This is a genomic window from Kitasatospora sp. NPDC090308 (assembly GCF_044769485.1).
Taxonomy (GTDB): Bacteria; Actinomycetota; Actinomycetes; order Streptomycetales; family Streptomycetaceae; genus Kitasatospora; species Kitasatospora fiedleri.
Map to the genome: position 1 here is coordinate 199,017 of NZ_JBIVXY010000001.1, position 13,440 is coordinate 212,456.

Here is a 13,440-nt window from a genome sequence, read left to right on the forward strand (position 1 = left end):
CATGAGCGCCATCACCCCGCACGACTACATCTCGGTGCACGGCCCGCGCGCGGGCGACCGGGTCCGGCTCGGCGACTCGGGGCTGATCGTCCGGGTCGAGTCGGACTCGCAGGCCCCGGGCGACGAGTTCCTGGCCGGGTTCGGCAAGACCGCCCGGGACGGGCTGCACCTGAAGCCGGCCGCCGTCCGGGAGACCTGCGACGTGGTGGTCTCCAACGTGCTGGTGATCGACGCGGTGCAGGGCATCCGGAAGACCTCAATCGGCATCCGGGCCGGCCGGATCACCGGGATCGGCCGGGCCGGCAACCCGGACACCCTGGACGGCGTGGAGGTGGTGGTCGGCACCGGCACCACCATCGTCTCGGGCGAGGGCCTGATCGCCACCGCCGGCGCCGTCGACACCCACGTCCACCTGCTCTCCCCGCGCATCATGGAGGCGTCACTGGCCTCCGGCGTGACCACGATCATCGGGCAGGAGTTCGGCCCGGTCTGGGGCGTGGGCGTCAACTCGCCCTGGGCGCTGCGGCACGCGTTCAACGCCTTCGACGCCTGGCCGGTCAACATCGGCTTCCTGGGCCGGGGTTCGTCCTCCGACCCGGCCCCGCTGGTGGAGGCGCTGGCCGAGGGCGGCGCCTCCGGCTTCAAGGTGCACGAGGACATGGGCGCGCACACCCGGGCGCTGGACACCGCGCTGCGGGTCGCCGAGGAGTACGACGTCCAGGTCGCGCTGCACACCGACGGGTTGAACGAGTGCCTGTCGGTGGAGGACACCCTCGCGGTGCTGGAGGGCCGGACCATCCACGCCTTCCACATCGAGGGCTGCGGCGGCGGCCACGTGCCGAACGTGCTGAAGATGGCGGGCGTGGAGAACGTCATCGGCTCCTCCACCAACCCCACCCTCCCGTTCGGCCGGGACGCGCTGGGCGAGCACTACGACATGATCGTCTCCGCCCACGACCTCAAGCCCGACCTGCCCGGCGACGCCGCGATGGCCCGGGACCGCATCCGGGCCGGCACCATGGGCGCCGAGGACGTGCTGCACGACCTGGGCGTCATCGGCATCACCTCCTCCGACGCCCAGGGCATGGGCCGGGCCGGCGAGACGGTGCGCCGCACCTTCGCGATGGCCGGGAAGATGAAGTCCGAACTCGGCCCGCTGGACGGCACCGGCTCGTACGGGACGGCCGAGGGCGGCGACGACAACGAGCGGGTGCTGCGCTACATCGCCAAGCTGACCATCAACCCGGCCATCGCGCACGGCCTCGCGCACGAGGTCGGGTCGATCGAGGTCGGCAAGCTGGCCGACCTGGTGCTGTGGCGCCCCGACCACTTCGGCGCCAAGCCGCAGCTCGTCCTGAAGGCCGGCTTCCCCGCGTACGGCGTGGTCGGCGACCCGAACGCCTCCACCGACCGCTGCGAACCCCTGGTGCTGGGGCCGCAGTTCGGCGCGCACGGGGCCACCGCCGCGGACCTCTCGGTGGCGTTCGTCGCCCAGGCCGCCGCCGACTCCGCCTACCTGGACGTGGCCGGCGACCAACTGCCCACCCGCAGGCGGCGGGTGGGCGTGCGCGGGACGCGTGGCATCGGGCCGCGCTCGATGCTGCGCAACGGCCGGCTCGGCCGGGTCGACGTCTCCGCGACCGGACTGGTCTCGCTGGACGGCGAGCCGCTGCGCTCGGCGCCCGCCGACTCGGTCTCGCTCAGCCGCCTCTACTTCCTCTGAACACCCTTCCCCCACCTAGGAATCCACCCTCATGACCGACTCCCCCGCCCCCACCCCGGCCGAGCTCGGCTTCCGGATGCCCGCCGAGTGGCACCCGCACCAGCGCACCTGGATGGCCTTCCCCACCGCCAACCCGACCTTCGACGGCGCCGAGCAGCTCGACGCGGCCCGCCGCGCCTGGGCCGAGGTCGCCAACACGATCGTCCGGTACGAGCCGGTCACCCTGGTGGTGAACACCGGCGAGACCGAGGCCGCCCGCCCCTACCTCTCCGCCGAGGTGGAGATCGTCGAACGGCCGCTCGACGACGCCTGGATGCGCGACATCGGCCCGTCCTTCCTGATCGACGGGAACGGCGAAGTGGCCGCCGCCGACTGGGTGTTCAACGGCTGGGGCGCGCAGTCCTGGGCCCGCTGGGACAAGGACCAGGACGTCGCCGAGCACGTCACCGACCTGGCCGGCGTGCGGCGCTTCGCCTCCCGGCTGGTCAACGAGGGCGGCGGCATCCACGTCGACGGCGAGGGCACCGTCCTGGTCACCGACACCGTGCAGCTCGGCGAGGGCCGCAACGCCGACTGGACCCGCGAGCAGGTCGAGGCCGAGCTGCACGCCCACCTGGGCACCAGCAGGGCGATCTGGCTGCCGCGCGGACTGACCCGCGACTACGACGAGTTCGGCACCCGCGGCCACATCGACATCGTCGCCGCCTTCGTCCGCCCCGGCACCGTGGTCGTCCACTCCCAGCCCGACCCGGCCCACCCCGACCACGCCGTCTGCCGGGAGCTCGCCGACCTGCTGCGCACCGCCACCGACGCCCGGGGCCGCACCCTGGAGGTGATCGAACTCCCGGCGCCCACCGTGCTGTGGGACGAGGACGGCGAGCCGGTCGACTACTCGTACATCAACCACTACGTGGCCAACGGCGTGGTCGTGCTGTGCGCGTTCGACGACCCGCGCGACGAGCAGGCCAAGGCGATCCTGGAGAAGGCGTACCCGGGCCGCACCGTCGAACTGGTCGACGCCCGCGAGATCTTCGCCAACGGCGGCGGCATCCACTGCATCACCCAGCAGCAGCCGCGGGCTTGACCCGCCGTAGCCTGACCTGACCTGACCTGACCTGACCCGACCTGACCTGCAACGGCCGCGGGCCGGAACTCCCCTCGGAAGAAGGGGAGTTCCGGCCCGCGGCCGCTGTTCGTTCGCCCCGGCCCGTCGGCCCGCCGTCAGGGCAGCGGCGGGTCGAACACGCCCCACTCCTCCTCCCGGCGGCGCTCGCGCCGGCGGCGTTCGGCCATCGCGGTGACGGCGTCGGTCAGGAAGGCGTCCCAGCAGTCCCGTTCCAGGACGGGGGCGCGGCCGGTCCCAGCTGTACAGCGCGGACACTCCCGGCACGGCCGGTAGCGGTGGTCCGGGCTGCCCGGCTGCGGCCCGGCCTGCGACTGGTCGGCGTTCACGGCTCCTCCTCGATCTGGGCCCAGATGACGGTCTCTCCGTCGGCGGTGACCGATCCCCAGCGGTCGGCGGTGCGCAGGGCCCGGAGCAGTTCTCCCCAGGTCAGGGCGTCGTCGGGTGGACAGGGAATGCTGATCCTGGTGCTGCCGACGGCGCATCGCACGTCCGCCTGTGCGCCCGAGGCCCGTTCGATAGCCGTCCGCAGGTCGGACGCGCGCGTGCTGATCTGCACCACTCCCCCAGAGTACACATAGGGCAAAGCTCTACACGTAGAGTAGTGCCACCCGGGATACTGTGTCACCGATCGGCTGGACCACACACCTTTCGGAGGATGTTCCATGACCGGCAGCGGGCCCTCCGCTTATCTCCAGGTCGCCGAGCAGCTCCGCGACCGGATCGCCTCCGGCGAATATCCGCCGGGCAGTCAACTCCCGTCCCTGGCCGACCTGCGGGCCCAGTACGGCTTCTCGCACGGCGTCGGCCAGTCCGCGTACCGGCTGCTGGAGCAGGAAGGCGTGGTGCTCGCCAAACAGGGGCGCGGCTACTTCGTCCGGGACCAGGAACCGCCCCGTCCGCTGGTCCGCCTCGCCGGTGCCGCCGGACCGGACACCACCGGGCTCGCCGAACAGGGCGTCACCCCCTCCTGGCGCAGCCAGTCCACCACCGAGGCCGCCAGCCCGCAGATCGCCGAACGCCTCGGCATCGCACCCGAGGACCCGGTGATGCACACCTCGTACGTCTACCTGGTCGACGGCGAGCCCGGGTACCTCGCCGAGTCCTGGGAGCCGATGGCCGTCACCGGCCAGGCCCTGATCGTGCTGCCCGAAGCCGGGCCGTACTCCGGGATCGGCATCGCCGCGCGGATGGCCCGCATCGGCATCGAGGTCGGCGAGCCCGTCGAACAGGTCAGCGCCCGCAATCTCACCCGCGCCGAGGCCCAGGCCCTCACGCTGCTGCCCGGCGTGCCCGCCCTCGCCATCCGCCGCACCCACTACGACCGGGCCACCGGCCGTCCCGTCGAGACCGCCGACCTCGTCCTGCCCGGCGAACGCTGGGCCACCCGGTACGGCCGCCCGCCCGGCGCCTGACCCCCGGCCGCGGGCGGGCGCCCGGCGGAAGGGCGCCCGCCCGCGGGAAGCGGTGCGATGGACCCACGGCCCTCGAGAACCCGGACGACCCGACCGCCGGACTCCTGCGCCCGGCCCCCGGCCTCGGCCCCGCCCGGTCCGCCCCCCCCCTGCTCCGCCGCGCCCACCGCGCCGGACTCGCCGACGGCCGCCGGGAGACCGCCGGGAGAGCGCCGGGAGCCGCGAGCACGGCGGCTGGTGAACCCCGCGCGCGCCGTGCGGGAGACTTCCCCTGCGGGAGACTTCCCGTACGGGGGCTTCCGCACCAGGAGCTTTCCGGGCGGGAGGCCCCGGGACGGGGGACCTCCGGGCCGGGGAAGCGCCCGTCCCGGGACCTCCCGCACCGGAGCGGCCCCCGACAAGCGACACACCGAGGAGTACGGATGGCGCAGCCGCGCACCCGCCGCCCGGCGCGCCCCCGCGAAGAGGTCTACGCCGCCGCCCGCGCCGCGATCGCCGAACACGGCCTGGCCCGGCTCACCATGGCCGGCCTCGGCGAACAGCTCGGCATGAGCGCCGGACACCTCCTCTACTACTTCGGCAGCAAGGACCAGCTCCTGCTGGAGACCCTCCGCTGGAGCGAGGCCCAGCTCGGCGAGCGCCGCGGCCGCGCACTCGCCCGCCGCGAGGACCCCGTCCTCGAACGGCTCGACCGCTACCTGGAGCTCTACCTCCCGGAGGGCCCCGGCGACCCCCGGTGGATCCTGTGGATCGAGGTGTGGAGCCGCTCCCCCGGCACCGCGGAGCTCCGCCAGGGCCAGCTCGACATCGAGACCCCCTGGCAGGACGACCTCACCGCCCTGCTCGCCGAGGGCCGCGACACCGGACTCCTCCCCGCCCCCGGCGCCACCCCCGCCCGCGCGGCCCAACTGCGCGCCCTGCTCGACGGCCTCGCCGTCCCGCTCGCCATCGGCCTGCCCGCCACCACCCGCGACGGGGCCCTCGCCCAGGCCAGGTCCGCGGCGCACGCCCTGCTGGGGCTGCCCGCCTAGGGCGTCCTCGAACCCCCGGCGCCGGGCCGCGGACCGGTTGCTCCGTCCGGCCCGTCTACTCCGTCCAGACCGCGGCCGCGGTGCGGTCGTCCGCGTAGCCCTTGGCGCGGACCTGGATCTGGCGCAGGAAGTCGACGGTGCCCGGCGGGTGCGGGTGCGCCCAGTGACTGGAGAGGAAGTGGGCGACGGCCGGCTCCTCGGCGATCGGCGCGGCCAGGCCCGGCGTGCACAGGAGCAGGATGTCGCCGGAGGTGGCCGGGACCAGGCGGAAGCGGAACGGCCGGGGCGTGGGCGGCGCGGCCGGCGGGAGCGGCGGCTGCCCGTCGGGGTGGTGCAGCAGCCGCGCGGCGTAGGCGTCGATCCAGTGCCCGGAGCGCAGCAGGTAGAGCCCGCCGGGGCCGGTGCCGAACGCGGCGCGGTGGGTCGCGGCCGGGTCCGCCGACATCAGCAGGCAGTGCAGCGAGGCGGTCTCCTCCGGCGGCAGCCCGGACGTCCCGTCGCCCTCCCCGTGCTGCGCGGCCTCGTGCGCCGCCTCGTGGGCGGCCGTCTCCGCGGCGCTGCGCAGCTGCACGACGGCCTGGAGGGCGATCCGCTGGAGGCCGTAGCGCAGGCGGTCGCGGGCCCCGGCCCGCAGGTCGGCGGCGAGTTCGGCCCGGCTGCGGCCGATCGCGGCGGCCAGCTGCCGGGCCGCCTCGCCCGCCGCGACGGACCCCCACTGGGCGTTGGCCCGGCGGGCGGGCGCGGCCAGCACGGTGAGCACCAGCGCCTCCTCGCCCTCGCCGAACCGGACGGTGAGCAGGGCGTCGGTGCGCGGCTCGCCCCGGTAGCGGGCCGAGTCGCCGCGGATGGACACCGCCCGCAGCGTGGTGCCCGCGAACCCGGCCCCGTCGACGGCCGTGTCGGGCACCACCGCGGCCAGCCCCGCCGGATCGGCGGCGGGCAGGTTGGTCGGCTCGGGCGCGTACGTCGGGGGCCGCTCCCCCACGTGCGGCACCGCCGGCGCCTGCGGACGCCCCAGCCAGGGCGCGGACGCGGCCCGCTCCGGCGACGGGTGCTCCGCGACGACGGTCGGCTCGGGGCGGGGGGTGGGGGTGGGTGCGGACGCGGGTGCGGGTTCCGGCGCCGGGGCGGGTTCCGGCACCGGCGCGGGGACGGGTTCGGGTGCCGGGACGGGCTCGGGCGCGGCCTGGGGTTCCGGCTGCGGCTCAGGCTGCGACTGGGGCTCGGGCTCGGGTTGCGCGGCCGGTTCCGCTGTCGGCTGCGTCCCCGCTTCCGCCTCCGTGCCGGCGGTCGGCAGGTCCGTCAGGGTCGGCGTCGGCGCGGGGGCGGCCGGTTCCTTCGAAAGGTCGGGCCAGGCGGCCTCGGCCCAACTGCGCGGCGGCGGACCGGGCTGCGCCTCGACCGCCGTCTCCACCGCCTCCCCGGCCGCACGCTCCGGCGCCTGGGCCGGGGCCGGTGCCGGTGCCGGGGCCCGAGCTGGTGTCGGGACCTGCGCCTGCGCGGGTGTCGGGGACGGTGCGGGTTCCGGTTCCCGGACCGGTTCCCCGGCCGAGGCGTCCTCCTCCGGGCGGCGTTGCGGGGCGATCAGTCCGGCGGCGGTGATGAACCAGTCGTCGACGGTGCCGGTGCCGGCGTCCGCGGCGGGGGTGTCGGGGAGGGTGCCGGCGGGGCCCGCGTAGACGGTGTGCCACCAGGCGTCGTCGGGACGGGGCTGCCGGGGCGGGCCCTGCTCGTTCAACTGACCGCTCCTGATCCGTGAGGGGGGCCGGACGTCAGGCCATTCTCGCGAAGTGCGACGACGGTGTCCGGGATTCGGAAGATCGCGCGGACGTCCGGGTAGGGGTTCCGGCCACAGGTGGCGCGGGTGGGCGAGGGACGGGGGCGGGTGGGCCCCAACAGGGCCTTCGGGGGCGGGGCCGTGGGGCGTTCGGCCGGAAAATGAGAGCCCAAGGGGGGCATCGCTTCACCCGATCGGCTGATTAATATGTGCGCATGACCGCGCCAGGATCTCGTACCCGCCCCGGAGGAGCCGCATGCGCGGTGCTCCGTCCGGCGGCGGTGCTGTGGTCCCTGCTGCTGGCCGCGCTGCTCGCGCTGCTGCCGTGCGCGGCGACCGCCGCGACCGCGCGGCCGCTGAGTTCCCCGTCGGCCGGGCAGGAGGCGCACGGCGCGTCCGCGCAGCCGGGGGCGGTGCCCGTCGCGGGCCCGTCCGCCGGGACGGTCGGGGCGGCGTCCGCGGCGGTGTCGCACCACCTTCCGCCCGCGCCGCACCCGGCGGCGGACCCGGCGGCGGAGGCCCCCGGGGCGACGTTCATCCTGTGCACCGCGGAGAACCCGGGCCCGGTGCCCGGTCACGGCTGTTCCAGCCACCCCTTCTGCGGTCCGGAGTCGCACCTGCCGAACGCGCCGCCGGAGCCCGGCACGGCCGTCCGGCCCCGGCTGGTCGCCCCGCCGGTGACGCCCGCCGCCTCGGCCGACGGCACGCCGACGGGATCGCACCACGCGCCCGACCTGCACGCCCTGCAGGTTCACCGGTCCTGAGCGGAACCCACCGCCGACCGCCGCCCCGCCGCGCGGGGGAGGCCGGCGGCTCCGCTGCCCCCACCCCACCGCAGACCGCCGTGCTCGCCACGGCGGGGACAAGGAAGACACCCATGGGTTCCGCCTCGAAGCAGTCCAACCCCACCGGCAAGCAGCCCAAGCCGGGCAGCAAGTCCGCCCAGCAGGCCGACCGCCGGGCCAGGATCGCCGAGCTGCGCGCCGTCGAGCAGCGCCGCGAGCGCCGCAACAAGCTCCTCACCATCGGCATCTCGTCCGCCCTGGTGCTCGCCATGATCGGCGGCGGCACCTGGCTCGCGCTGGACGCCAAGGACAAGAACGACAAGAAGAAGGCCGCCGCCGCGGCCGCCGCCGACGCCGCGCAGAAGGCCAAGGACGACGCCGCGAAGGCCGACATCCCGGGCCTCCAGACCTTCGGCAAGTTCACCCAGAACCACGTCCAGACCGACGTGAAGTACCCGCAGACCCCGCCGGTCGGCGGTGACCACAACCCGGTCTGGCAGACCTGCATGGGCAACGTCTACGACAAGCCGGTCAAGAACGAGAACGCGGTGCACTCGCTGGAGCACGGCGCGGTCTGGGTCACCTACAACGGCAAGGCCACCCCCGAGGACATCAAGACGCTCAGCGACAAGGTCAAGGCCACCCCGTACAGCCTGATGAGCCCGTACCCGGACGAGCAGGGCACCATCACGCTGACCGCGTGGAGCAACCAGCTGATCGTGGACTCCGCCAGCGACCCGCGGATCGACACCTTCTTCGCCAAGTTCGTGCAGGGCCCGCAGACCCTGGAGCAGGGCGCCAGCTGCAGCTCGGGGGCGATGTGACCGCCGCCCGCACCGGCGAGGGGCCGGAACCGGACGACGACGAGGCGTACGAAGCACACGAGGCGTCCGCCGGGTACGAGCCGCGACGGTCGGCCGCCCGTCGCGGCCGGCGGGCGTTCTGGTGGCCCGCCGCGCTGGCCGCCGTGGTCGCGCTGGGGCTCGGCGTCCCGGCGCTGGTCTCCGGCAGCACCCCGGCGTCCGGCAGTTCGGCGACCGCCTCGACGGCCCCGGCCGCGCCGAGCACCGACTCGGCGGAGGCCGGGTTCGCCCGCGACATGGCGATGCACCACCAGCAGGCCATCGACATGTCGTTCATCGTCCGGGACCGCACCCAGGACGAGGCGGTGCGCGGCCTCGCGTTCGACATCATCAACACCCAGGCCAACCAGCGCGGCATGCTGATGGGCTTCCTCGACCAGTGGGGCCTCTCGCAGAACAGCAACGCCAAGCCGATGACCTGGATGGGGCACACCTACGAGGCGCACGACGGCTCGCTGATGCCCGGCATGGCGACCAACACCGAACTGGACAAGCTCCGTTCGCTCAGCGGCCGGGACGCCGAGGTGTTCTACCTGCAGCTGATGATCAAGCACCACCGGGCGGGCGCGGAGATGGCCCAGGCGTACGTGGACGCGGGGGCCAACGCCCCGGAGAAGCGGCTCGCCCAGGGCATGGTCGACGCGCAGCACGCCGAGATCCAGCTGATGACCGACATGCTCACCGAGCGCGGCGCCCAGCCCGCTCCCTGACACCGCGACGCGACGCGACGCCACCGCAGCGCGGCGCGGCGCACCGCGTCAACGCCACCACGTCGCCCCCGGAGGGCGCCGGCCGGAATCCCGGGCGGCGCCCTCCGGCGTTCTCCCCGCCACCCCGCGCTCTCGTTGCCCTCCAACCCCCTGGCCCCTCCTCTCCCCTCATCCCCTACCCCTCCGCTCCCCTTCCCCGCTCAGTCCCGGCAGAGTCGGACCGCCAGCGCGGCGACCGCCGCGAGCAGCAGCAGAACGGCCCGGCCGCCCGCCGCCGCCCCTCAACTCCTTTGCTCGTCAACCCCTTCCCCCTCCCCTCCCCCGTTCAGCCCCGACAGAGTCGGACCGCCAGCGCAGCGACCGCCGCGAGCAGCAGCAGGACGGCCCGGCTGCCCGCCGCCGTCCCGGCCTGGTGGACGGCCAGGACCGGGAGCGCGGTGCCGAGTGCGGTGCCGAGGCTGCGCACCATGTTGACCAGCCCGCCGCCGACGGCCGAGCTCTGCGCGGGTATCGCCCGCATCACCAGGGCGTTGTTGGCGGGCAGCAGCAGCCCCAGGCCGTAGCCGGTGAGCAGGAGCGCCGCGGCCGTCGTCCACGGGCCGGGGGCGGGCAGCGCGGCCAGGGCGAGCAGTCCGGTGGCGGCGGTGAGCGCGCCGCAGCGGCAGCGGGCCGCGTCGTTCCAGCGGCGGGGCAGCAGCGCGCCGCCGGCGGTCGCGGCGAGGGCGAACGCGGCGGGCAGCGCGGTGATCGCGGCGCCCGCGGCGGTGGCGGTGGTGCCGCGTCCGGCCAGCACGACGGGTTCCAGCACCAGCGGGCAGAACAGCAGCAGGTAGCCGCTCAGCGCGACCAGCAGGCCGGCCCGGATGCCGGGGGTGTTGACCAGGCCGGGCGGGATGATCGGACGGTCGGCGCGGCGCTCCCGGCGGACCAGCGCGAGCGTCCCGGCGGCGGCTGCGACCGGCAGCCCGGCCACCGCCCAGCCGGGCAGCGGCAGGCCGGAGGCGGCGGACAGCGCGAGCAGCAGCGCGGTGGAGGAGGCCGCCAGCAGCAGGAGTCCGGCCAGGTCGAACCGTCCCTCGCGGGCGGCGCGGGCCGGGCGGCGGCCGTCCGGGAAGGTGCGCGGCAGCAGGAACCAGCCGGTCAGCACGCCCAGTGCGCCGATCGGCGCGTTGACCCAGAACGCCCAGCGCCAGGACGCGTGCGCGACCAGCAGCCCGCCGAGGGTCGGTCCGAGCGCCAGGCCGAGCGCCTGGGCGGCGGCCTGCACGCCGAGGGCGGTGCGCATCGCCCGCTCGGGGACGCCGCGGGCGACCAGGGCGACGCTGTTGGCCTGCATCATCGCGCCGCCGACCGCCTGCACGGCCCGGCAGGCCACCAGGGCACCCAGGTTCCCGGCCAGCCCGGCACCGAGCGAGGCCGCGGCGAACACCGCGAACCCGCCCAGGTACATCGCCTTGCGGCCGACCAGGTCCGACAGCCGCCCGACCGGGGCCAGCAGCGCGACCAGCACCAGCAGGTACGCCAGCGAGACCCACTCGACGGCGGCGAACGCGGCGTCGAAGTGCCCTTCCAGCGCGGGGAAGACGAGCGAGGTGACGCTGGCGGTGAGCTGCCCCAGGAACGCGCCCAGGCAGACGGTGCCGACCGCCAGCCAGTGCGCGTACGGCCAGCGGACGACGGCCCGGGGGCGGGGGCGTTCGGCGAGTCGAAGGGTGTCGAGCAGCCGGGAGGCGGCCACGGGTTCAACCATGGGGCAAACATATCTGCTACCGACATAATCGCTCAAGGAGCGTCTCTACCACCGATCAATGCCCCCCGGCCCCTTCCCCGCTTCCTTGCCGCCCTTCCCCTCCCTCCACCCCCCTCACCCCTCCCATCCCCTCCCATCCCCTCCCTGGCCAGGGCACTGTTCCGGCCGGTCGACGGGTGGACTCCCGACGGCGCGCGGGTGGCCGGACGCTACGCTGTCCGCCATGTCCTCGCAGCCCCAGCCCGTCCCGCAGCCGCCCGGACCCGTGGACGCGGGCGCCGACGCGCTCGCCGGGGCCCAGCAGCTCACCGACGTGATCACCCGCCTGCGCCGGGCACTGCGGAGCTCGATCAGATCCGAGTTCCCCTGGGAGGCGCTGCCGATGGCCCAGGTCGAACTCCTCCAGACCCTCGCCGCCTCCCCCCTGCGGGTCGGCGAACTGGCGGCCCGCCAACGCCTCGCCCCGAACACCGTCAGCGGCCTCATCTCCAAGCTCCTGGAGGCCGGCCTGGTCGACCGCCAGCCCGACCCGGGTGACCGCCGCACCGCCCGGATCGCCCTCACCGAAGCCGGCCACCAGCAACTGCGCGACTGGCAGAGCGCCCACGAACGCCGCCTCGCCACCGCCCTCGAAAGCCTCGCCCCCACCGACCGCGAAGCCGTCATGCGCGCCCTCCCCGGCCTCGACCGCCTCGCCCACTCCCTCGCGGGCACCGACCCGACGCGGTGACAGCTCAAGCCATCGCCGCCTCCGCCGCCGAAGAGCGCGTCACACCCGCTCGCCACTGCCCCGATTCCTGCCAGCGGTACGAATGATGGTCTCCACCCGACTCAGGCCGTCCCGGGCCGCTTCCTCCGCACACCCCGCGCCGATCCGCCGGGCCAGGCCGGCCGCGATGGAGTACTGCCGTCGCGCCTCGACGAAATCCCCGGACAGGCGGTGGAACCGGCCGATTGCGGTGCGGGCGTCGATCTCGTTCCGGACGCTGCCGAGGGATTGGAAGGCGAGCACGGCTTTTCTCAGTAGTTCGGACGCTCTCCGGTGCTCTTCGGGAATCCTCAAGGCCAGCGCCGGCCCGGTCTTCCCGGCACCCCCCATGCCGGAGACGGCGACCACCGGCAGCGGGTCGGGACCGCCGCCACCGGGACGGGAGGAGTTCCGCGCCGCGGCCAGGATCTCCGTCGGCTCTTCATCTCTGCCGACCAGTTCGGGCGCGTTTCGGAGCGTCGACGACGGGCGGACGGCGCGGTGCGCAGCGCCGGCCGGCGGGGTGGCCCCCCTCGCCGCCCGGGTGGGCCCGGTGGCGGTGCCGGCCGGTCGGGGCACCAACTCGCTGACCGGCACCTGGTGCAGGAGTTTCTCGTTCAGCCGGTTCAGTGACTCGCCGGGCCCGATCCCCAGGTCCGCGCGCAGCCGCCTGCGGACGTCGTGGTACACGCCGAACGCCTCGGCCCTCCGGTCACAGCCGTACAGTGCGGTCATCAGCAGCGCCGAGACCCGCTCGTTCCACGGGTGGTCGGCGGCCAGCGCGATCAATTCCGTTACCGTGTCGGCGAACCGGCCGAGGCGGAGTTCGACCTCGATCCGAGTGAGGGTCACGGCCAGTTTCCGGTCGGTCATGAGAACACGAATGGACTGCGCCCACTCACCGGGCAGGCCGGCGAGCGGTTCGCCCCGCCAGACCTCCTCGGCCTCGCGCAGCAGGCCCCAGGCCCGGCGGTCCTCGCCCGCGTCGGCGAAGGTGCGGGCCCGGCCCGCGAGGGTGCGGAAGTGGTACCAGTCGACCTGTTCCGGTCGCGCCCGCAGCGTGTACGTACCGGCCTGGGAGACGATCCCGACCCGGGAGCCCGGTCGCGCCCGGGTCCCGGCGCCGGCTTCACGGAGCACACCGCGCAACCGGGAGACGTAGCTCTGCAGCGTGGACGTGACGCTGATCGGCGGCTCGCCGTCCCAGACGCGGTGGGCGAGGACCGCGGGCGAGAGCGGCTTTCCGAGATCCAGGGCCAGACCGGCCAGCAGTATTCGCACCTTGTGCGAACGGATCGTCAGCGGTGCCCCGTCAACCGCCAGGTCCACGGTTCCCAGAAGATGGATCTCCACCAGAAGTGCCCCCTGTCGCCTGTTCCCCGGACGCGCAGGAGGCGAGCATGGCATGAGAGGGAATCTGCCGCCATGCCGCCGTTCTGTTTCCTGAAATGCGAGTTTCCATGGTGCCGTGGTGCCGCCGCCAGAGGGAACCGACGTGGTGAGGCGACCCGGCCG

13 protein-coding genes are annotated in these 13,440 nt (G+C 74.8%); 8 read left to right on the plus strand and 5 right to left on the minus strand.

Translation table 11 applies throughout. The annotated features are described in order from the left end of the window. The first annotated feature begins 1 nt into the window (after position 1). Together ACIQVD_RS00860 and ACIQVD_RS00865 are read left to right on the plus strand one after the other, a co-directional pair. Positions 2 to 1,723, plus strand: a complete 1,722-nt coding sequence (locus ACIQVD_RS00860; protein WP_402285102.1) for an urease subunit alpha — start codon at positions 2 to 4, stop codon at positions 1,721 to 1,723. 31 nt (positions 1,724 to 1,754) lie between these two features. After that, on the plus strand, positions 1,755 to 2,807 hold the full coding sequence (locus tag ACIQVD_RS00865) for an agmatine/peptidylarginine deiminase (protein WP_402285104.1): 1,053 nt from the start codon (positions 1,755 to 1,757) through the stop codon (positions 2,805 to 2,807). A 137-nt stretch (positions 2,808 to 2,944) separates the two neighbouring features. Here ACIQVD_RS00865 and ACIQVD_RS00870 read toward each other — a convergent pair whose 3' ends face one another. After that, positions 2,945 to 3,175, minus strand: a complete 231-nt coding sequence (locus ACIQVD_RS00870; RefSeq protein ID WP_402285106.1) for a hypothetical protein — start codon at positions 3,173 to 3,175, stop codon at positions 2,945 to 2,947. After that, entirely contained in the window at positions 3,172 to 3,408 is a 237-nt protein-coding gene (locus ACIQVD_RS00875; protein WP_159073034.1) for a hypothetical protein, read from the minus strand. The genes ACIQVD_RS00870 and ACIQVD_RS00875 overlap by 4 nt, the downstream gene beginning before the upstream one ends. Before the next feature lie 103 nt (positions 3,409 to 3,511). Here ACIQVD_RS00875 and ACIQVD_RS00880 point away from each other — a divergent pair, with 103 nt between their 5' ends. Both ACIQVD_RS00880 and ACIQVD_RS00885 read left to right on the plus strand, forming a co-directional pair. Continuing rightward, the gene (locus ACIQVD_RS00880) at positions 3,512 to 4,261 is read left to right on the plus strand and encodes a GntR family transcriptional regulator (protein ID WP_400688690.1); all 750 of its coding nucleotides are present in this window, start codon (positions 3,512 to 3,514) and stop codon (positions 4,259 to 4,261) included. Between the two features lie 422 nt (positions 4,262 to 4,683). Next, positions 4,684 to 5,292 carry a TetR/AcrR family transcriptional regulator gene (locus ACIQVD_RS00885; protein WP_400688686.1) on the plus strand — a complete coding sequence of 203 codons (609 nt, stop codon included), beginning with the start codon at positions 4,684 to 4,686 and terminating at the stop codon, positions 5,290 to 5,292. A 55-nt stretch (positions 5,293 to 5,347) separates the two neighbouring features. Here the strand turns inward: ACIQVD_RS00885 and ACIQVD_RS00890 are convergent, their stop codons facing one another. Continuing rightward, complete coding sequence (locus tag ACIQVD_RS00890; protein ID WP_402285109.1) at positions 5,348 to 7,030, minus strand: hypothetical protein; 1,683 nt, start codon at positions 7,028 to 7,030, stop codon at positions 5,348 to 5,350. Between the two features lie 302 nt (positions 7,031 to 7,332). Here ACIQVD_RS00890 and ACIQVD_RS00895 point away from each other — a divergent pair, with 302 nt between their 5' ends. From ACIQVD_RS00895 to ACIQVD_RS00905, 3 genes are all read left to right on the plus strand, one after another. Then, entirely contained in the window at positions 7,333 to 7,833 is a 501-nt protein-coding gene (locus tag ACIQVD_RS00895) for a hypothetical protein (protein WP_400688679.1), read from the plus strand. Between the two features lie 113 nt (positions 7,834 to 7,946). Continuing rightward, complete coding sequence (locus ACIQVD_RS00900) at positions 7,947 to 8,678, plus strand: DUF3105 domain-containing protein (protein WP_400688677.1); 732 nt, start codon at positions 7,947 to 7,949, stop codon at positions 8,676 to 8,678. Then, on the plus strand, positions 8,675 to 9,427 hold the full coding sequence (locus tag ACIQVD_RS00905) for a DUF305 domain-containing protein (RefSeq protein WP_402285112.1): 753 nt from the start codon (positions 8,675 to 8,677) through the stop codon (positions 9,425 to 9,427). Before ACIQVD_RS00900 ends, ACIQVD_RS00905 begins: the two co-directional genes overlap by 4 nt. 325 nt (positions 9,428 to 9,752) lie before the next feature. Here ACIQVD_RS00905 and ACIQVD_RS00910 read toward each other — a convergent pair whose 3' ends face one another. Further along, complete coding sequence (locus ACIQVD_RS00910) at positions 9,753 to 11,177, minus strand: MFS transporter (RefSeq protein WP_402285114.1); 1,425 nt, start codon at positions 11,175 to 11,177, stop codon at positions 9,753 to 9,755. Between the two features lie 223 nt (positions 11,178 to 11,400). Here ACIQVD_RS00910 and ACIQVD_RS00915 point away from each other — a divergent pair, with 223 nt between their 5' ends. After that, the gene (locus ACIQVD_RS00915; protein WP_100835677.1) at positions 11,401 to 11,907 is read left to right on the plus strand and encodes a MarR family winged helix-turn-helix transcriptional regulator; all 507 of its coding nucleotides are present in this window, start codon (positions 11,401 to 11,403) and stop codon (positions 11,905 to 11,907) included. 39 nt (positions 11,908 to 11,946) lie between these two features. Here the strand turns inward: ACIQVD_RS00915 and ACIQVD_RS00920 are convergent, their stop codons facing one another. After that, entirely contained in the window at positions 11,947 to 13,278 is a 1,332-nt protein-coding gene (locus ACIQVD_RS00920) for a BTAD domain-containing putative transcriptional regulator (RefSeq protein ID WP_402285116.1), read from the minus strand. Positions 13,279 to 13,440 lie beyond the last annotated feature (162 nt).